Origin of the sequence: Lysobacter sp. Root690 (assembly GCF_001427785.1) — a bacterium.
GTDB lineage: Bacteria > Pseudomonadota > Gammaproteobacteria > Xanthomonadales > Xanthomonadaceae > Lysobacter.
Map to the genome: position 1 here is coordinate 738,562 of NZ_LMHM01000016.1, position 19,884 is coordinate 758,445.

Below are 19,884 nucleotides of genomic sequence, written 5' to 3' on the forward strand. Positions count from 1 at the left end.
AGCCAAAAACCAACGGCACTGAGCGGATGCAAATTACGCCGTAACCGCGAATTCGCGGTCGCGGCTCGCGCCGCTCCTATAGGCAGGCCATGCAACCCATGCAAGCCCGGCCGACCGAAAAAGCGGGAGCGCGATCCCCGCGCCCCCTCTCCGAATCCGGAAAACCCCGCGCGCGCATTGCGACGCCCTCGCGGGGGTAACACCGCCTTGCCCGGGAGGTCCGCGCCGCGACCGCCGCATGCACGTGGAGGGAGCGCATGCGACGACGGCGGCCCGGGGCTTGCCGCCGATCGAACGGGCCCGGGCGGCCCGCTCGCTCGATACGAAAAAATCGCCGCGATCGATCCCATCCGATCGACCGCGGCCGTTCGATCAACTCAAGCGCTCCGATCGAACCACGGATTCGATCTAACCGTTGGAGCCAATCGAACCATTGCCTCAATCAAACCATTGCTCAATCAAATTTGTAGACGAACTCCGCCGAGATTTCACGCCCCACGCGCGAGAACACCCGCTCGTTGGCGTAGGCGAAGAACTTCTTGTACGGGTCCTTGTAGTCGGCCTCATCGAACAGGTTGTCGACGTACAGGTTGACCCGCGCCTGCTCGGTCAGCTGATACCCCGCGCTCAGATTGAAATACACCGGCGCCTTGAGCTTGCCGACCCTGTGGCAGGTGGTGTCGGTCTGGCCCGGCAGGATCGGCGCGCACTCGTTGTAGCTGTCGCCGTTGACGTGGCCGATGCGGTTGGCGAACAAGGTCGCGTTCCACGGACCGCGGCTCCAGCTGGCGCTGGCGCGGGCGAAGGTGCGCACTTCCTTGTCGCGGTTCTCCTGCATCGGCGAACCCGGGTCGCGCTGCTCGTTGTTCTTGAGCTGGTTGGTGTAGTTGAACTGGAAGCTGAAATCGCCGAAGCGGGTCGCCGGGATCTTGTAGCGCGCGGTCAGATCGACGCCGGCCACTTCGCGGTAGGCGATGTTGATCGGGCCGCTGAACACCGACACCACCTGCCCCAACGGGTAATTCGGATCGGCTACGCCGAACGAATTGGTGCCCGGCGCGCTGCGGGTGACGCGACCGATGATATCGGCGCAGGTCGACGAACCCGGGGTGACCTGCATGCGGTCGCTGGCGCGGCGCGTACGGCCGTTGCGGCACTGGCTTTCCAGATCGAGGATGTCGGCGATGTCGAAATCGCGGACCTGGTTGTCGATGGTCATGCGCCAGTAGTCGGCGCTGAACGACAGGTTGTCGCTCGCATCCCACACCAGGCCCGCGCTCCACGACTTGCCGGTTTCGCTGTCGAGCTTGAGGTTGCCGGTGCGAGCGATGTTGTGACGGTAATACAGCGCCTGCGAGCCGCAATCCGGCCCGAGCCCACGATTGACGCAGGTGCTCACGTCGGTGTCTTCCTGGGTGCCGGTGCCGCTGGTGGCGAACAGGTAATGCATGTCCGGCGCGCGGAAGGTGGTGTTGTACGCGCCGCGGATCAGCAGGCTTTCGATCGGACGCCACTCGATGCCGGCGTTCCAGGTGAAGTTGCTTTCCTCGCGCGCGTCGTCGTCGTAACGGTCGAAGCGGCCGGCCGTGGTCAGATCCAGGGTCTTGAACACCGGCACCTTGACCTCGACGCCGACGGCGTAGCGCTTGCGTTCGCCGCCGCCCTGGTTGGTGCCGCCGGGCTGATCGTAAAGCTTGTTCGGGCCATAGGTCAGCGGGTCGGGATTGAGGCGATAGCCCTGCGAACCGGCTTCGATCACGCCGGCGAAACCGACCGCGCCGGCCGGCAGTTCGAACAGATCGCCGGTGACCGCGAACTGAGCCTGATTCATCCACGATTCGGCGCTGCTCTTGCCGCGCGTGGTGAGCTGGCGGAAGGTGTCCGGCGACATCGGCGACCAGAACTTGGCTTGATCCAGCGCGTACACCGCCAAGCCGTTGTTGGTGCCCAGTAGCGGCCCGAGGAAATAGCTGTCGACCGCGCCCTGCAGCATGCCCGGGAAGCTGAAGTCGACCTTGTACTCGGTGCGTCCGACCGTGGCGTCCCAGTTGAAGCGTTCGCCGAAGCGGCCGCGCAGACCGGCGGCGAGGTCCCAGGAACGCTCGCTGGTGTTGAACAGGAACGGATCGCGGCTGCCGGCTTCGGGCACCGTGAAGGCGCGGCGCGCTTGGTAACTGCGGCCGGTGTTCTGATCGTAGAACGCGCCGCCGCGATTGAGTTCGAAGCGCAGCGCTTCGTCCTGGCGCGACTCGCCGTCGCTGTCCCACAGCGAAGCGCTGACCCAGGCTTGCATGCCGTTGTCGAAGTCGTAGGTGAAGTTGCCGAAGCCGGAGCGGTTGTCCGAACCGTTGCGCAGGCTCCACAGCGAATTGCCGCGCGACTGCGAGCAGCTGTAGCCGGGGAACTCGGGCGCGTTGCCGTCGTTGCCGAGGAAGTTATGCTGCGGCAGATCCTGGAAGCGGTCGCAGGCGCCGGCCGGCGGCGTGACGCGGCGCTTGGCGGCGGTGTCGATCAGCTCCACGCCCCACACCCACGGCCAGGGATCGTTGACCAGCGGCTTGACCGTCGCGGCCGGCTCCAGATCGGAGGCGAGAAAGCCGCGCTGGCCGGCGAAGATGGTTTCGCGACCGCTCAACTGCACGCCGTACGTAGCGCTCCACTTCTCGCCGGTGCGGCCGCCGGTCCACGACAGATCGTAGGAATCGCCGCCGCCGCGGCTGGTGGTGCCGCCCTTGATCCGGACCTCATCGCCGTTGAAGTTCTTCTTCATGATGATGTTGATGACGCCGGCCATCGCGTCGGAGCCGTAGATCGCCGAGCCGCCGCTGGCCAGCACTTCGATCCGCTCCACCGCCGACATCGGGATGTTGTTGAAGTTGGCGAAGTTGCCGCGGCCCTCATACGGCAAGGGATAGTCGGCGACGCGGCGGCCGTCGATCAGCAGCAAGGTGCGGCCGGGGCCGAGGTTGCGCAGGTTGAGTGGACTGGCGTTGGGCGTGGGGCCTTTGTTGACGTCGGCCTGGACGGAGCCTGTGACCTCGGTCAGCGAGCTCAGCGCCTCGTACACGTTGGCGAAGCCTTCGCGCTTGATCTGCTCGGTGGTGATCACCGTGACCGGCGCGGGGCCTTCGATTTCCGCGCGCTTGATGCGCGAACCGGTGACGGTGATCTTGTCGATCGCCTTGACCTCGCCGCTCGCGGCGGGCGCCGCGTCCTGCGCTTGCGCGATCAGAGGCAGATACAAGGCGGCGAGCATCGCCGCGGTCAATGCGTCGCGCCGGACCCGTTGCCGGCGGCTGGAATGCGTGTGTTGTTGGTTCACCTGTGACCCCTCCCGATCGCGGCCGAACCCTCGGCCAAGGTTGCTTTTGTGGTTATTGATTTGGATCGATCTAAACTACAACGTAAAAAAATACCGCCCACCGCTTCGATTTCCGCTCGCGCGACCGCGTTCAATGCACCGCCCCGCGCAGATCGAGTTCCCGCAGCGCCTGCCCCGGCGCCGCCGATTGCACGCGCAGGCTCAGTCCGCCCTCGCGCTGATACCAGGCCACCCGCAGACGATGCCAACCGCGCCGCAGCGGCACCGAGGCCTGCTGGGTCTGGTCGTAAGTGTCGTTGCGGATCAACGCTTCGCCGTCGAGATACAGCGCCGAACGGTCGTCGCCCTGGATCGCGAAGCGATATACGCCGTCGGCCGGAACTTCGACATAACCCTCGTACTGCAGGCCGAAGCGGCGGCTGCGGCCGAAGCGGTCGACCGCGAAGTCGGTGGCCGCGCCGCGCTGCTGCGGCGTCGCCGCCCGTTCGAATTCGTCCAGGCTCGAATACAGGCCTTCGTACAGGCGATAACTCAGTCCCATGCTCGCGCGCTTCGGTTTCGCCGTGGCCGGCCGATAGCTGCGATAACGCACGCTGGCGCTGTGCACCCCACTTCGGCGGCCGTTTTCGAGCACGGTGATCGTGCGCAGGCTGCGGCTGCCGTCGAGCGGCACGTCGAGTTCGATCGGGCCTTGGTAGACCGGCGAGGCGTCTGTTGGCTCGCTGCCGTCGACGGTGTAGTGGATGCTCGCGCCGGGCGCGGAGGCGATCAGAGTGTAGCGATGGGTGTAATGCGCAGGCTCACCGTTTTCCTGCACCTGTACGACATCGTCCAGGCCCAGTGGTTCGGAAATCCGATAACCGAACTGCTCGCGATCCAGATGCGGCAGTTGCGCGCGCAGGCGACGCTGGAAATCGGCGTAGTCGCGATCGGCCTGCGGCGTCCACGCGACCTCGGCCAGCGCGAGCATTCGCGGGACCACCATGTACTCGACCATCGCCGGGGTCTTGAGGTATTCGCTCCAGACATTGCCCTGCACGCCGAGCACATGCCGCGCCTGCGCCGCGTCGAGCACCTTGGGCACCGGATCGTAGGCGTAGACCTTGTCCAGGCTCAGCTCGCCGCCGAGGTTCCATTGCTCGTGTTCGGCCGGGCCTTGCCCGTAATCGAAATAGCAGCATTGGGTCGGGGTCATGATCACGTCGTGGCCCTGCCGCGCGGCCGCGATCCCGCCGGCTTCGCCGCGCCAGGACATCACCGTCGCATCGGCCGCCAGGCCGCCTTCGAGGATTTCGTCCCAACCGATGATGCGTTTGCCGCGCGAATGCAGGAACTTCTCCATGCGTTGGATGAAGTAGCTCTGCAGTTCGTGCTCGTCCTTCAGCTCTTCGCGGCGCATCACCGCCTGCGCGACCTCGCTGCTTTTCCAGCGCGTCTTCGGCGCTTCGTCGCCGCCGATATGCAGGTACGGCGCGGGGAACAGTGCGACCACTTCCTCAAGCACGTTCTCCAGGAACTTGAAGGTTTCTTCCTTCGGGCAATAGATATCGTCGTACACGCCCCAATTGGTGCCAACCTCGAACGGACCCGGCGTGCAGGCCAGTTCCGGATACGCGGACAAGGCCGCGAGCGAATGCCCCGGCATCTCGATTTCCGGTATCACCGTGATGTGGCGGGCGCGCGCATACGCGACCACCTCGCGCACTTCGTCCTGGGTGTAGAAGCCGCCGTAGGGCTTGCCGTCGCCGACATACGGATCGATATTGCGGCCGAGCACGGTTTCCTTGCGCTTTGAGCCGATGCTGGTGAGCTTGGGATAGCGCTTGATCTCGATGCGCCAGCCCTGGTCTTCGGTGAGATGCCAGTGGAAGGTGTTGAGCTTGTAGCGCGCCATCAGGTCGAGATAGCGCTTGATGAAATCGACCGGGTACAGATGACGGCCGACATCCAGGTGCATGCCGCGATAGACGAAGCGCGGCTGGTCTTCGATGCTCAACGCCTGCACCCGCAGCGCGCGTTCGCTGGACTTCGCGGGCAACAACTGGCGCAAGGTCTGGTAGCCGTAGAACAGGCCCGCCGGCGATCCGGCGAGGCGAATGCCGTTGGCGGTGACGTCGAGCGTGTAGCGTTCGTTCGCCTTCGCATCGACGCCGGCCACGAGCGGCTCGGCGACGAACTGCACGTAGCCGCTGGGATCGGCCTGATGCTTGCGCGCGCGAGGCGCGCCGCTACGCAAGCTCAGTTCCAGGCCCTGGACGCGGGCGAGTTCGTCGCGGAACAACGCGGCGACCGCACGCGCTTCGGCGTTGTTGGCGTAGAGCGTGGTGTTGGCGTCGAGGGTGAATTCGCCGTCGCCGTGACGGAACTGGGCGGGACGTGGGACGAGTTCGGGGGTCTGCGCCTGCCGCGTGGCCTCGGTGCCGGTTCCGGGGCCGACGCTGGCAACACGATCGTCGGCATGAACCAGCGGCGCGAAACCGATCGCCGCGCCGACCAGGCCGGATACGGCCAATCGCAGCTTCGATAGTCTCAGTTTCGCCAATGCCTTCCTCATCGAACCGATTTCCTCGAATGTCTCGCGTTTATTGCGTTCACCGCGGCTGTAGGCCAGCCGAAACCACGCTCCGCCCATTCACCGCGCCACTACCTGACCGTCATCCCCGCGCAGGCGGGGATCCAGAGACTTCAGAGTCATGTCGCGGTGAAGCCCTGGATCCCCGCCTTCGCGGGGATGACGGCATCGAGGCATCGCGTCGCCGTTCTCATTTCGATGACGCACACGCCGACACCGGCAGACTCGCCGCCTGCGTACCCCACCCACCTACCGCAGGCGTCTTATCCAAATCGAACCGCAAACGCCCGCCATCGCGCAGCGCCGACCAATCCAGCCAAACCTTGTCCTGCGCCTTGCCGTCGAAACTCACGCTCTGCACATACTGCAGTGCGCGCCCATCCGCGCCCGGCGCTTCGATCGTCAAGGTTTTGCCCCGCCCCAGATCCAGTTCGACCTTCTCGAACCGCGGCGTATGCAGCAGCAACTCACCGCTGCCCGGCACCGCCGGATACAAGCCGATCGCGCTGAACAGATACCAGGCCGACATCGTGCCCAGATCGTCGTTGCCGGTGACGCCGTTGGGCGCGTTGGTGAACAAGGCCTGCGCCGAACGCAGCACGGTCGCGGTCTTCCACGGCTGGCCGATCAGCGTGTACATCCACGGGCTGTGCAGGTCGGGTTCGTTGTTGGGGTTGTAGCGGTACTGGTTGTAATAGCTGTACGGCCCGACCACCCACTGCTTGCGCGCCGCGTTGAGCGGATCGGCCAGCAACTGGTCGTAAGCGAAGAACGCATCCAGACGCTTGCCGGTCTGTTCCGCGCCGCCCATCGCCGCGACAACGCCGGGCACGTCCTGCTGGGTCAGCCACTGGTACTGCCAGGCGGTGCCTTCGTGAAAACCGTGGTGCGAACGCGGGCTGTAGCGGCCGTCGGTTTCCGAATAGAACCCGCCGTCGTCCAGGCGCGGACGCGGAAAGCCCTTGAAACCCAGCTCGGCGTCGACCGCATCGTTGTCCCAGACCTTGCGCCAGTTGCTGCCGCGTTCGCGCAGAGTCGCCGCATCGTCCTTGTGGCCCAGCGCCTGCGCCATCTGCGACAGCGAACAATCGGCCAGCGCGTATTCGAGCGTCGACGAACCGCCGTGATGCGGGTCCACGTCCATGCTCTTGGCCGGGAACGCACGGTCGTACTGGACGAAACCGTTCTTGAGGTAACTCGGATTGCCGGCGCGCCCCTGGCTGCGCACCAAGGCAGGCGGCGTGCCATACGCGTTCTCGCGCAGCGCGGCGTAGGCCGGCTGCTCGCGGCCTTCGAGCGCGCCGAAGCGCCACAGATCGACCAGGAACGGCGTGACCGGGTCGCCGGTCATGACATTGCTGTCGAAATTCGCATAGCCCCAGCGCGGCAGCCAGCCGTTCTGCTCGTGAATCTTCAGCACCGAATTGGCGATATCGCGCGCGCGCTCGGGGCGCAGCATCGCCAGCAATTGGTTCTGCGAGCGATAGGTGTCCCACAACGAGAAATACTCGTAGTAGGTCCAGCCCTCGGTCTTGTGAATTTGCGTGTCGTAGCCGCGATAGCGGCCATCGCTGTCGCTGCCGGTCAAGGGCTGCAGCAGCGAGTGGTACAGCGCGGTGTAGAACACGGTGCGGTCGTCGCCGCTGCCGCCGGTGACGCGCACCGAATCGAGCTCCTTTCGCCAAATGTCCTGCGCCTGCTTGCGCATGGCATCGAAGCTCAGCGACTTGCCGTTCTTCATCGCCTCGTCGCGCAGATTGCGGCGCGCGCCTTCGGCGTCGACGTGCGAGATCGCGCTGATCGCCGTGACCGCGCGGCCGTTCTTGATATCGAAGGTGAACCAGGCGCCGTGCGGCCGCGTGTCGCCCTGCATGCTGTTGTTGCCGCCGGGATGCCCGCCGGTTTCGTCCCAGGTGCCGTGGCTGGCGAACGGCCGGTCGAATTCCATGCGATACCAGGTGGTGTATTGCTGGCCGCCGCAGAAACTCTTGGTGGTGATGCTGCCCTCGACCGCGCGATCGCCGATCACCTGGACCGTGCTGCCGATCACCATGTGGCGCTCGTTGGCCTGGCCGGTGTTGACCAGGATCGTGCCCTGCTTCACTCCGGCCGGGAACGTATAACGCTCGGCCGCCGCGCGGGTCAGCGCGGTCGCTTCGGCGTCGATATCGCCGCCGGCTTCGCCGGTCAGCCGCACTTTGTAATAACCCGCCTCGCCGACCTCGCCGTCGTGGCTGTAGCTCGATGCGTAGTTTTTCTGATCGAACGACTTGAATTCTTTTGTATCGAAACGCTTGCCCGGCCCGATCTCGCCAGTGGTCGGCAACACCGACAACTGCCCGCCCTGCTCCCAGCAACCCGCGCCGGACAGGAAGGAATGGCCGAAGCCGCGGATCTTCGGATCGTCGTAACGCCAGCCGGTGTAGTGATCGCCGATCGGGCTGACCTGGATCAGGCCGAACGGTGCCGACGCGCCGGGAAAGGTGTTGCCGTCGTCCTTGCTGCCTATGAAGGTGTTGACCTCGCGCACCGGATCGCGCGCGGGCGTGGCGGCCTGCGCGCTCGCNCAGGGCCACGGTGAGCGCGATCGTCAACGCCGCACCCAGCGGCCGCGTACGCGCGCCCTTCGCCGAAACCAAGTCCTGCCTGCGCCGTGCCGGATTGCGAGTCATCGTTGCCTTTGCCCTGCCAATGGTGAGAGAGAGCCCACTGCGATGGCGACCATCGCAGCGGGCGGATCGATCAATTGAAGTCGAGCACGTACTCGATCGCGACTTCGCGGCCGACCGGGCTGAAAATGCGGTCGGCGATGAAGGCGAAGTCCTTCTTGTACGGGTCCTTGTCTTCGTTGACTTCGTCGAACACGTTGCTGACGTAGACGTTGACCTTGGCCTTGTCGGTGATCTGGTAGCCCGCGCTCAGGTTCCAGGTGATCGCCGGGCCGACCCGGCCGTAGTACTTCTCGGTCTTCTGGCCGAAGGTCGGGCTGGCGGCGTCGTTGTCGACGCAATCGTCCGAGCTGGGCACATAGCCGTCGGCGAATTCGCGGCAGCCGCCGAAACGCACGCTCGGCACGCTGCCGACGCGGTCGGCATAGACGGTGGCGTTCCACTTGTCGCGCTGCCAGTTGACGCTGCCGCGGAACTTGCTGCGCGGTTCGTCGGTGCGCTTGTCTTCCATCTCGGCGCTGCCGTCGCTCTGGGTTTCCAGCTTGAGCAGGTTGGTGTAGTTCAGGCCGACGCTGAAATCGCCCCAGCGCGCAGTGCTGAAACGGTACTTGAGCGAGGCATCGATGCCCTCGACGTTGCGCGCGGCGCGATTGATCGGGCCGGTGCGGATTTCGGTGACCGGGCCGAGCAAGGGGCCGGCGCCATCGGGATCGGCGCCGCGGGTGACGCGGCTGAGCTGCAGCTTGCAGCGATCCGAACTGGGCGGGCTGACCCGGCGTTCGCCGGTCGGCGTCTTGCCGGTGAGGCAGTAGGCCTCGTCGAGCAGCACATCGTCAGCGCCGATATCGTCGATCTCGTCTTCCAGTTCGATCCGCCAATAGTCGGTCGACACCGACAGGCCGTCGGCGATGTCCCAGACGAAACCGGCGGTCCACGAGTTGCCGGTTTCGTACTTCAGGTCAGGCGTGCCCTGGCGCGAGATCTCCGCGTCCTCGACCTTGAAGCCCGAATCCCAGGTGCAGTTGCCCTGCTGCCCCGCGCGCAGGCAGTTGAGGTAATCGGTCTGATCCGCGACCGAGGTGCTCGGCGTGGCGTAGACGAAATGCATGTCCGGCGCGCGGAAGCTGGTCGCGTAGGTGCCGCGCACCAGCAGATTGCTGAAAGGCCGCCATTCCAGGCCGGCGTTGTAGGTGCTCGCCGCATCGCCCGAAACCGCGTCGTACTTGTCGTAACGTCCGGCCACCGAGGCGGTCAGCGATTTCAACAGCGGAATCTTGAACTCGATGCCGGCGGCGTAGTGATTGCGCGAACCCGAACCCAGATCGATGTTGGCGGTCTGCTCGTACAGACGATTGTCGCCGAGCGTGTTCGCATCCGGAGCGAGGCGATAGCCTTGCTTGGCCGCTTCGAGCTGGCCGGCGAAACCGATCGGACCGGCCCAGCCTTCGAACAGATCGCCGCTGACGATGAAGTTGGCCGAGGTCAGCCAGGATTCGGCGCGGTTCTTGCCGCGGGTGGTGATCGAAGCGTAATCCTGCGGCGAGATCGGGTTCCACAAGCGGCCCTGGTCGACCCGGTCGCGGTTGGCGCCGAGGAAGAAACGGTCCGCTTCGGCCGTCAGCACCGCCGGGAATTTTTCGTCGACGCGGTATTCGGCGCGGCCGATGCTGAAATCCCAGTCGAAGCGATCGCCGAACTTGCCGCGCAGGCCGGCCGACGCGTCCCAGGACAATTCATCGGAACGGGTGTAGCCGTTTTCGGCGCCGCCGATTTCCTGCGGGGTGAAATAGCGCACCAGGTCCAGATTCGCGCCGACGCCGCGGTCGAAATAGCTGCCGCTCGAACTCCACGCCGGCATGAAGGTCATGTTGGTGCCGCGCGAGCTCCACACGCCCAAGGTCGCCCAGCCCTGCATGCCGTTTTCGAAATCGTAATTGGCGTACAGATAGCCGGAACGGTCCTCGCTGCCGTTGCGCAGGGTCCAGTGCTGGAACACCGCGCTCTGTCCGCACTGCCAGCCGGTGTTGTTGATGGTGTTGCTGTTGCGGTTATAGGTGCGGCGGTTCTGCAGGAAAAACTCGCCGCCGAACTGATCGCAGGCGCCCGGCGGCGGCGCGAGCCGCATGCCGGTATCGGTGTTGAGCATGCGAATGCCGGTCGACGGCAGGATGCCGGTGGTGCGGTCCTGCGGATTGAGCGAACGCGGCGGCGCGTCGAAATCCGAATCCATGAACGGACGTTCGCCCGCCGGCAACGCTTCGCGCTTGAAGTACTGCAGCGCGTAAGTCACCGACCAGTTGTCGCCGCTGCGGCCGCCGGCCCAGGACAGGTCCATCGCGTCGCGGCCGCCGCGGGTCGAGGTGCCGCCGCGGATCTTGACCTGATCGCCCTGGAATTCCTTCTTGAGAATCACGTTGATCACGCCGGCGACCGCGTCGGAGCCGTAGATCGCCGACGCGCCGCTGGCCAGCACTTCGATGCGCTCGACGATCGCGGTCGGGATGTTGTTGAAGTTGGCGAAGTTGCTCTTGCCCTGATACGGCAGCGGGTAATCGACCACGCGCCGGCCGTTGATCAGCAGCAGACTGCGGCCCGGGCCCATGTTGCGCAGATTGAGCGGACTGGCGTTGACCGTGTGCTGGCCCCAGGCGATGTCGGATTCGACCGTGCCCATCGCCTCGGTCAAGGTGGTCAGCGCGTCGTAGACGGTGTTGAAGCCTTCCTTCTCGATCTGCGCGGCGGTGATGGTGAACACCGGCGCCGGGCCTTCGATCTCGGCGCGCTTGATGCGCGAACCGGTGACGGTGACCTTGTCGATCTCGGTCGGCTTGCGCGCGTTGCCGGCCTGATCGGACGACGGCGCCTGCCCGGCCGGGGCCTGCTCAGCCTGGGATTGCTCAGCGAGGGATCGATCGGCGGACGGATCGGGCTGCGCATCGGCGGCGCGCGCATGCGGCGCGAACAGGACCGACAGCAAGGCGCAGGTCAGCGCGCTGCGTCGCACAGTGGAATGGCTCATGTTGCGGTGCTCCCCTTTTAGAAATGGACTGCGAGCGACCTGTCCCTGGCCCCGAATAGCTTTTAACTCGATCTAAGTTGTGACGCCCAAGCCGCGATCACGAGCGGCCCTGGCACATCCAATCCCCAAATTGGATCGATCTAAATTAACCACAGAGGGGTGGCCGATGCATGACGCGGCGCAGCAATGGGACTGTGCTAGGCGGCCGGCCGAACCGGACTGGCAGTGCCCGCGGCGCGAGAAGAATCGCTAAGTGATTGTTTTGCCGAATCTGGCGTCGGGGCCGGACCGGGATCGGCCCAGGACGCACCGCGTCCGCGATCGGGCCCGCCGCATGCCGATTCGTGATGCATCGCCGGTCCGTGCGTGCGGCGCAGCATGGCGTGGGCGACGATTGCCAGGGTTCGGCGCGCGCTCGGTGTGCCGGGTTCGCATGGGAGTCGAACTGGGTGGCGATCACCAACGAGCGCGCCCTTCCCCGCCCGCACCCTACGAGCGAAGGCACTGGCGCAAACGCCGATGCCTTCGCGGCGATAGCCGATCACGGCATCAACCGATCCAGCAACGAAGCCGCGAACACCCGCGCCGGATCGTGACGATTGAGGATCGCCAAGTCCGCATCGCGATGCAGCGTCGAATCAGGCCGAATCAGAACCCAGCCGGCTCGCCGTCGTCGCCGACATAACGCGCGCCGCCCGAACCGCCGACCAATGCCAAGACAAGGCGCAAATCGCTGCGAACCGAATCGCTCAACGGGGTCATGCAGGTCAGGCGCACGCGGTCCCGACCGAACACCAGTTGCACTTCCTCCCAGCCACTCCCGGGCCGCCCCGGATCGCTGAGCCAGACTTCATAGGCGCCAACGCTGCGACTGAATGTCGCCAACGATTCGAGTTCGAGCGGCAGCGTGTCGCAACGCCGCCGATAGTCGTCGACATCGTTCGGGATCGCGTCGTATTCGTAGCCCATGGTGCCCTCGCCTTGCGCAACTCAGCCGCGATCAGCCGCGCAAGGCCGCCACCAATTCGGCCACCCGCTCCGCGTCGCTTTGCACCCAATCGGGCGACAAACCAGCCAGGGCCTCGTTGCGATACGTCATCGCCGAGTGTCGGGGTGCTTTCGCCGACGCATGCAGTTCACGCACGTTCGCGCGCTGGGCAAGCGCGACAATGTTATGCGCGGTCACACCGGCGCCGGCCATCAAGGCGATGCGGCCGCCGGCCTGTTCGGTCAGAGCGGCGATGCGGTCGGCACCGGTCCAGGCGTCGTTGGCGCCGCCCGAGGTCAGGATGCGTTCGCAACCCAGGCCGATCACCGTTTCCAGCGCAGCCGACTGATCGCGCGCCGCATCGAAGGCGCGGTGAAAGGTCACGCCGAGCGGCCCAGCCGCCGCGACCAGCTCGCGGCATAGCGAGGTGTCGATATCGCCGCGCGCATCCAGGGCGCCGATCACGACTCCGTCGCAGCCCAGGCGCACGCAGTTTTCGATGTCAGCGCGCATCACCGCGCATTCGGACTCATCGTAGAGAAAATCGCCGGCGCGCGGCCGGATCAGCACATACAGCGCGATGCGCAGGCGATCGCGCGCGACCGCGATGCTGCCGTAGGACGGCGTGGTGCCGCCTTCGCCGAGGTTTTCGCACAGTTCGACCCGATCGGCGCCGCCAGCCTGCGCGGCCAGCGCCGACCCAAGCGAATTGGCCGAGATTTCCAGGGTTCGCGCGCGCATCGCCGCGCTCACGTCTGCTCGGTCGCATAGACCGAGCGCGAGTCGAGCAGCGCATCGCGCTTGCCCGCGTCGCATACCGCGTAGACGAAGCCGCGATGCAGCGCATGCGCGCCGACTTCGCCGTGCTTGTTGATCGCGAGGAAACAAACCTGCAAGGTCTTGCTCGCCTGCGGGCGCTTGCGCACGACGCGGTCGATCGCCTCGCGGCAGGCTTCATCGGGGCTGCGGCCCTGGCGCATCAGTTCGACCACCAGGAAGCTCGCGGCATTGCGTAGCATTTCTTCGCCCACGCCCGACGCGGTGGCGGCGCCGACTTCGTTGTCGACATACAGGCCGGCGCCGATGATCGGGCTGTCGCCGACCCGGCCGTGCAGTTTCCAGGCCATGCCGCTGGTGGTGCACGCGCCGGCGAGTTTGCCGCTGGCGTCGATGGCGAGCATGCCCAGGGTGTCGTGATTGGATTTGTCGCCGGGCCTGGCGTTGTCGAGACGTTCGGCGTTGATCTGCGGCTGGTACTTGGAGGTCTTGCGCCATTCGTTCCAGGCCGCGCGCGCCTTGTCGGTCAACAGCGGCTCCTTGGGAAAGCCCTGTTCGATCGCGAACTGCTGCGCGCCCGCGCCGACCAGCAACACATGCGGAGTGCGCTCCATGACCCGGCGCGCAACGCTGATCGGATGGGCGATGTCCTCCAGCGCGGCGACCGCACCGCAGCGGCCGTCGCCGTCCATGATGCTCGCGTCGAGAGTCAGCACGCCGTCGCGATCGGGATTGCCGCAGCGCCCGACCGTGCTGTTGCACAGATCGGCCTCGGCCCAGCGCGCGCCGGCCTCGACCGCGTCGAGCGCGGAACCGCCGGCGGCGAGCACCGGCCAGGCGGCCTGATTGGCGCCGACGCCGAAGTCCCAGGTCGAAACCACGCGCGCGCCTTTGATCGCCGCAGGCGCGGGCGCGGGATCCTCGCCTTTGCTCGATCCGGACGCGGCCAACGACGGCAGGACCGCGGCGGACGCCGCCAACACAGAGCTTTGCAGGAAACGGCGGCGTGAGGTCATGGCGGTCTTCGGTGCTTGGCGCGCGCGGCGCGGACCGGCCACACGCTAGCCGCGGCGTGCGGCCTGCGCAAGCGCGCGCGGCGCGAAACCGATCCGGCGCGCGCGATGAAGCGCGAGCGCGCGAACCGGTACGCACCGCCGCGACCGACCGAATGCGCTACAACCCCGGGGGTCGGCCGACTCGGACCACCGCCTGCTCCGCTTCCTGCGCGCCCTGCGTCGGCGACGGCGCGATCTCGCGATTGACCCGGCTCATCATCGTCTCGGTCGCGGCGCCGCCGGCCGGCACCGGACCGTCGAACTGCGCCCAGCGCGCCGCCGGATTGTTCAACTCGCCCTGCACCAGGAAACCGCCGTCGCCCGGGGTTTTGCCGTTGACGATGTGATCGACCCGATCGAAGCCGTTCGACCGCGCCACCTGCGCCAACTCGCCGGCGCGGCGATCGTCGGCCGCGTCGGCGACCGATTTCATGCCGTGCTGGAGCAGTTGGTGGCCGCCGAAATCCATGCCCTTGAGGATCGCCTCGGCCTGATCGAAATCCTGCTCCAGTCCGCGCACGTGCCGGCTCAGCACCGGATGCGGTCCGGGCGCGAACGGCGGCCCGTCCAGTTCGATCTTGGCGCCGTGCGGCCGCACCAGCGACGCGATGCCCAGCGACTGCAGGCCGTGCAGCGGCTCCCCCTTGACCAACAGTTCGGTGGTCGCCGGACCTTGCTCGAGTTTGTCGGCGGCGAGGCCGTGCTTGAGCAAGGTGGCGCGATTCGGCCAAGCCGGATTGGCGACGACGCATTCGACATCGCACACCTGCGCGGCCAGATAGGCCTGACCGCCGCCCTTGGAATGACCGACCACCGCGTGCAGACCGTCGGGCAATGCCCCCTGCACCTGTTGAGTCAACTTCACCGCGCCGTCGTACTGCGCACTGCCGAAACCGCCGCCCTGGCCGAAGTTGGTGAGCCAGTCGCTGGCTTTGTCGGTGCCGCGGAAATTCAGCACGAACTGATCGTCCTTGCGGTACAGGTCGGCGCGCAGGCCGCTGGAGGTATCGTGGAAATCCTTCGGATTGAGGCCGCGCGCCTGCAGTTCGGCGTCGCCGACGCGCTTCCAGCCGCTCAGGTCGGCTTCGCTGCGGTCGGCGTAGCCGTCGCGCATGATCGCGGCGGCGACGGTGGGATCCAGGCTTGCCGCGCGCGGCGGCACGGCGGGCGCAAGCGGCGGAATGTCGTGGCGCGGAAAAATCGCGTGCAAGCCGCGCATGGAGAATCCCGGCGATGCGCCCGGCGCGGCCACGGCAGGGTCCGACTCGGTCGCGCGAGTGGTCGATGTGCTCGTCGTCGGCGCGACCGATTCCGGCGCGGTGTACGAATCGTCGAACGGATTACCCACCCGCGGGTACGCACGCGGCGCGAAGGTCGGGCCAATAGGCGGCACGATCGGCGCGACCGCCGACGGCATCGCCGCACGCGGCGCCGCGGTGCTCGGCGCGGCCGAAGGCGTCGCCAGCGGTGCTGCGTTATTGCGTTCGACACCGTGCGCGGGTTCGAATTGATTGCCGTCGTCGTGGTGGTGGCGGGCGAACGAATTGAGCACCGAATCGGGATCGCGCGCGCTGGCATCGAAGCGCGCCGTCCATCGATTGAAGGCGCCACCGAGGCTGTTGAAGATCGAGGGCTTGGGTACTTTGGGATTCGGATCGGACATCGTCCCGCTCTCCTGGGGTTGAGGGCGTGCCACGCTGCGCGGCACGACGAAATCGCCCAAACCAACGCATAAAGCGCGCGGCCTCGGCCACGCCGCCGATGGTGGCGGCGGTTAAACCCGACCCAGTTCGCAAATCCGTGAATTCAATCGCGCGCGGGCACCACGAGCGAGCATCGATGAGGGCATGTCGAAACGCCTCCTCTGAATTACTTTTGCCTACAATGCCTCGCGATGCACGACCACCAGTTGCACCGCCGTGCCGCCGCGATAATCGTCGGGCTCCAGGCGATAGGCGATGCGCACCCACGGCGGCGGCGTGTTGCCGTCCCAGCCGCCGAACTCGATCGCGTTGAGGCGCAGGCCGTCGCGGCCCAGTTCCAGCTTGAGATGGCGTTCGCCGACCACGCGCCAGGACAGCACTTCGAACTCGCCGTCGAACTGCGGCTCGGCGAAGCCCTGACCCCACGGGCCGCCGTCGCGCAGCGATTCGGCATGCGCGCGATCGAACTCGGCCGCGTGCAGTTCGCCGTCGCTGAGCACATCGGCCTGCAGCAGTTCCGGCGTCAGCGCCAGCCGCGCGCAGTGTTCGAACGCATCGCGGAAAGCGTCGAACGCATCCGCGCGCAGCGACAAACCGGCGGCCATCGCGTGGCCGCCGAAGCGTTCGATCAAATCGGGATGACGCGCGGCGACATCGGCCAGCGCATCGCGAATATGAAAGCCGGGAATCGAACGCGCCGAACCGCGCAGTTGCTGGCTGCCGGGTTCGGCCGGCGCGAACGCGATCACCGGCCGATGCAGGCGCTCCTTCATCTTCGACGCGACCAGACCGACCACGCCGGGATGCCAGTCGTCGTCGAACAGACACAACGCCATCGGCGCGGCCTCGGTGTCGATCGACACCCGCGCGAACGCGGCCTGCGCTTCGTCGGTCATCTGCTGCTGCACGGCGCGGCGTTCGGCGTTGATCTCGTTTAGCGTTGAAGCGATATCGCGCGCCTGCGCAGCGTTTTCAGTCAACAGGCATTCGATGCCGAGCGCCATGTCTTCCAATCGTCCGGCGGCGTTCAGACGCGGCGCGACCGCGTAGCCGATATCGGCCGCGGTCAAGCGCCGGTAATCGCGTTGCGAAACTTCGATCAATGCGCGCAGTCCGGCGCCGCCCTGCCCCGCGCGCAGACGGCGCAGGCCGGCGGCGACCAGCGCGCGGTTGTTCGCGTCGAGCGGCACCAGATCTGCGACGGTGCCGACCGCGACCAGATCGAGCAGGACGCTCAGATCCGGCACGCTGTCCGCGCCGAACGCGCCGGCCTCGCGCAACCGCCGGCGCAAGGCCAGCAGCACGTAGAACATGACGCCGACGCCGGCGAGCATCTTGCTAGGGAACGCATCGCCGGGCTGATTCGGATCGACGATCGCGTCGGCCTGCGGCAAGTGTTCGCCGGGCAGATGGTGATCGGTGACCAGCACCTTCCAACCGCGCGCGCGCGCCGCGGCGATGCCGGCATGACAGGCGATGCCGTGATCGACGGTGACCAACAGATCGGGTTGGAGTGTCGCCAACTCCTCCACCAACGCCGGCGACAGGCCGTAGCCATGCACGATCCGATTAGGCACCGCATGCGAGACCCGCTTGGCGCCAAGCAGACGCAGACCTCGCACGCCGACCGCGCAGGCGGTGGCGCCGTCGCAGTCGAAATCGCCGACCACCAGGATGTGGCGATCGGCGGCGATCGCCTCGGCGAGCAACGCGGTCGCGGCGTCGAGCCCGAGCATGCCGTCGGGCGGCAGCAACTGCGCGAGTCGCGGCTGCGCCTGTTCGACGCAGTTCGCGCCGCGCGCGGCGTAGACCCGGCGCAGCAGCGGCGAGACCGACTCCGGCCACAGGCCGGCATCGACGACGTCGCGGCGGCGCAGGCGCGTGATCGGTTTCATCGATGTGCGCTCGGACGCAAGCGGCAAGGAATCGGCTTGTGCGCAGCCGACACAGATATATGCAACAACGTCATGGCTTGCTCAAACTTGCAGCGAACGCAACGACTTGCGCCAGAAACGCCAGCGCTGCGAACGCGCCAGTTCGAAACGTTCGCCGTCGGCGAGCGCGAGCACCGCTCGCTCCAGCGTTCCCGCGTCGAGCGCATGCGCGATCGGCTCGAGCCAATCGCGCTGCACCACGGTCAGGTCGCGCGCCGCGCGCAGGTCGAACAGGCGCTCGCCCTCGCCCGCCGGCCACTGCGGCGGCAGCGCCGTCGCGGCGATGCCGGCCTGGGCGCCAAACGCGGTCAGGCCTTCGTCGTCGCTGTAGACCTGCTGGTAATTCGTGCGCACGTGATCGGGCAGCACGCCGCCGCCCCAGAACCACAGCGAATTGATCGGCGCCAGCCCGGCGGCGATGCGCTGGGCGTTGTGCGGATGGTTGTGCAGAACGATCTGCGCCTCGCTGAGCAGCGAACGCCAGCGGCGGCCTTCGCTGCCTTCGTTCTCCACGCCCGGCAAATGCTGGAACATGTCTTCGCCCAACGCCTGTTCGGGCGAGGCGAATTTCGGCAATCGGCTTTCGCGCGGCAACGCGAGGTACCAGCGGCTCGGATGCGGCGCGTCGATCGGAAAACCGGCGTCGCCGAACAAGGGCCGCAGCGCCGGCAACAACGCCGCGCTGTCGCGTTCGCTCAGCGAAAGAGCCTGGCCGTAAGCGAGCAGGCGCGCGCCGTTGATGTCGGGCCGCACATAGGCCGGGTCGGCGCGCAGCCACGCGCCGTAGGCGGCGTCGCCGACATCGCGTTGCCGCGACACCGCCGCGATCGGCCAGCCGCGCGGCAGGATGTCGAACACCCGCGCGGCCTGATCGGCCGCCTCGACGCTGCGGTCGGCGCGGCCGAGCCGCAGCCCGAAGGTTTCGCCCAGACGCTGGCCGCCGAAGCGCGCGCGCTCGGGCAACAGGACGGTGACGCTGTTCATGGCTGGCGGCTCATGCGCGGACGCCGGCTGATCATCCGGCGCTGTAGCTGACGCCGACGATTTCGTACTCGTGGGTGCCGCCCGGCGCGTCGATGACGACGCTGTCGCCCTCGTTCTTGCCGATCAGCGCGCGCGCGACCGGCGAGGAGATCGCGATCAGGCCGAGTTTGATGTCGGCTTCCAGGTCGCCGACGATCTGGTACTTGCGCTCTTCCTCGGTGTCCACGTCGATCAGCTCGACGGTGGCGCCGAACACGACCTTGGAGCCGGCGTTGAGGGTGCTGATGTCGATGACCTGAGCGTGCGACAGCTCGGCTTCGAGCTGCTTGATCCGGCCTTCGATGAAGCCTTGCTGTTCGCGCGCGGCGTGGTACTCGGCGTTCTCCTTGAGATCGCCGTGGGCGCGCGCTTCGGCGATCGCGTTGATCACCGCCGGCCGCTTGACCGACTTGAGTTCTTCCAGCTCCGCGCGCAAACGCTGCGCGCCCTGGGCCGTGATGGGTGGTCTCATTCCTTGCTTCCTCGGTAACGCGTCCTTTTCGGCCGGACGCCGGCATGTTGAATGCTGGGTTGGCCCCATTGTGCCGGGAACCTGGGCGGAAGGCATCCCGGGGGATGGGAGGGGTTGCAGGCGGGGATTGAGACAGATGTCAAGCCATCGTCGCTGAAACTCTATCCCGTGACTTGACGAATCCTTCCAGACCGTCATCCCCGCGCAGGCGGGGATCCAGAGGCTTCAGCGTCGTCTCGCCAGGAGCGCCACTCCTATGCGCGACAGTTAGAGGCTTTAGCGCCCTCTTTCAAGTCGTCATTCCCGCGTTCGCGGGAATGACGTTCTGGAGAGGACGCGCTGAAGTCTCT

General features: G+C 66.6%; 12 protein-coding genes. 1 reads left to right on the top strand and 11 read right to left on the bottom strand.

The genetic code is table 11. The features are described 5' to 3' along the window. Positions 1 to 454: 454 nt before the first annotated feature. The 4 genes from ASD86_RS20120 to ASD86_RS20135 all read right to left on the bottom strand — a co-directional run bounded on the left by ASD86_RS20120 (position 455) and on the right by ASD86_RS20135 (position 11,582). Positions 455 to 3,322, bottom strand: coding sequence for a TonB-dependent receptor (locus ASD86_RS20120; RefSeq protein ID WP_157476912.1), 2,868 nt, complete (start codon positions 3,320 to 3,322; stop codon positions 455 to 457). Positions 3,323 to 3,452: 130 nt separating this feature from the next. After that, positions 3,453 to 5,876 carry a family 20 glycosylhydrolase gene (locus ASD86_RS20125; protein WP_235567827.1) on the bottom strand — a complete coding sequence of 808 codons (2,424 nt, stop codon included), beginning with the start codon at positions 5,874 to 5,876 and terminating at the stop codon, positions 3,453 to 3,455. A 208-nt stretch (positions 5,877 to 6,084) separates the two neighbouring features. After that, positions 6,085 to 8,424 carry a GH92 family glycosyl hydrolase gene (locus tag ASD86_RS20130; protein ID WP_056114813.1) on the bottom strand — a complete coding sequence of 780 codons (2,340 nt, stop codon included), beginning with the start codon at positions 8,422 to 8,424 and terminating at the stop codon, positions 6,085 to 6,087. Positions 8,425 to 8,636: 212 nt separating this feature from the next. Continuing rightward, positions 8,637 to 11,582, bottom strand: coding sequence for a TonB-dependent receptor (locus ASD86_RS20135; protein ID WP_082578543.1), 2,946 nt, complete (start codon positions 11,580 to 11,582; stop codon positions 8,637 to 8,639). A gap of 449 nt (positions 11,583 to 12,031) precedes the next feature. On the opposite strand from ASD86_RS20135, the gene ASD86_RS26985 reads away from it, so the two are divergent. Further along, on the top strand, positions 12,032 to 12,178 hold the full coding sequence (locus tag ASD86_RS26985) for a hypothetical protein (protein ID WP_157476914.1): 147 nt from the start codon (positions 12,032 to 12,034) through the stop codon (positions 12,176 to 12,178). 52 nt (positions 12,179 to 12,230) lie between these two features. Here ASD86_RS26985 and ASD86_RS20145 read toward each other — a convergent pair whose 3' ends face one another. The 7 genes from ASD86_RS20145 to greA all read right to left on the bottom strand — a co-directional run bounded on the left by ASD86_RS20145 (position 12,231) and on the right by greA (position 19,534). Continuing rightward, positions 12,231 to 12,551, bottom strand: a complete 321-nt coding sequence (locus ASD86_RS20145; RefSeq protein WP_056114819.1) for a hypothetical protein — start codon at positions 12,549 to 12,551, stop codon at positions 12,231 to 12,233. A 31-nt stretch (positions 12,552 to 12,582) separates the two neighbouring features. Next, positions 12,583 to 13,311: a copper homeostasis protein CutC gene (locus ASD86_RS20150; RefSeq protein WP_056115222.1), complete on the bottom strand. Its 729-nt coding sequence runs from the start codon at positions 13,309 to 13,311 to the stop codon at positions 12,583 to 12,585. Positions 13,312 to 13,319: 8 nt separating this feature from the next. Then, positions 13,320 to 14,363, bottom strand: a complete 1,044-nt coding sequence (locus tag ASD86_RS20155; protein WP_056115225.1) for a N(4)-(beta-N-acetylglucosaminyl)-L-asparaginase — start codon at positions 14,361 to 14,363, stop codon at positions 13,320 to 13,322. Positions 14,364 to 14,520: 157 nt separating this feature from the next. Beyond that, positions 14,521 to 16,065 (bottom strand): XVIPCD domain-containing protein, encoded by a 1,545-nt coding sequence (locus ASD86_RS20160; RefSeq protein WP_056114822.1) that lies wholly within the window; start codon positions 16,063 to 16,065, stop codon positions 14,521 to 14,523. Between the two features lie 216 nt (positions 16,066 to 16,281). Next, the gene (gene recJ, locus ASD86_RS20165) at positions 16,282 to 18,000 is read right to left on the bottom strand and encodes a single-stranded-DNA-specific exonuclease RecJ (protein WP_056114825.1); all 1,719 of its coding nucleotides are present in this window, start codon (positions 17,998 to 18,000) and stop codon (positions 16,282 to 16,284) included. Between the two features lie 81 nt (positions 18,001 to 18,081). Then, positions 18,082 to 19,023, bottom strand: a complete 942-nt coding sequence (locus ASD86_RS20170) for a hypothetical protein (protein ID WP_056114828.1) — start codon at positions 19,021 to 19,023, stop codon at positions 18,082 to 18,084. A gap of 31 nt (positions 19,024 to 19,054) precedes the next feature. Next, positions 19,055 to 19,534, bottom strand: a complete 480-nt coding sequence (greA, locus tag ASD86_RS20175; RefSeq protein ID WP_036102956.1) for a transcription elongation factor GreA — start codon at positions 19,532 to 19,534, stop codon at positions 19,055 to 19,057. Between the last annotated feature and the right edge of the window lie 350 nt (positions 19,535 to 19,884).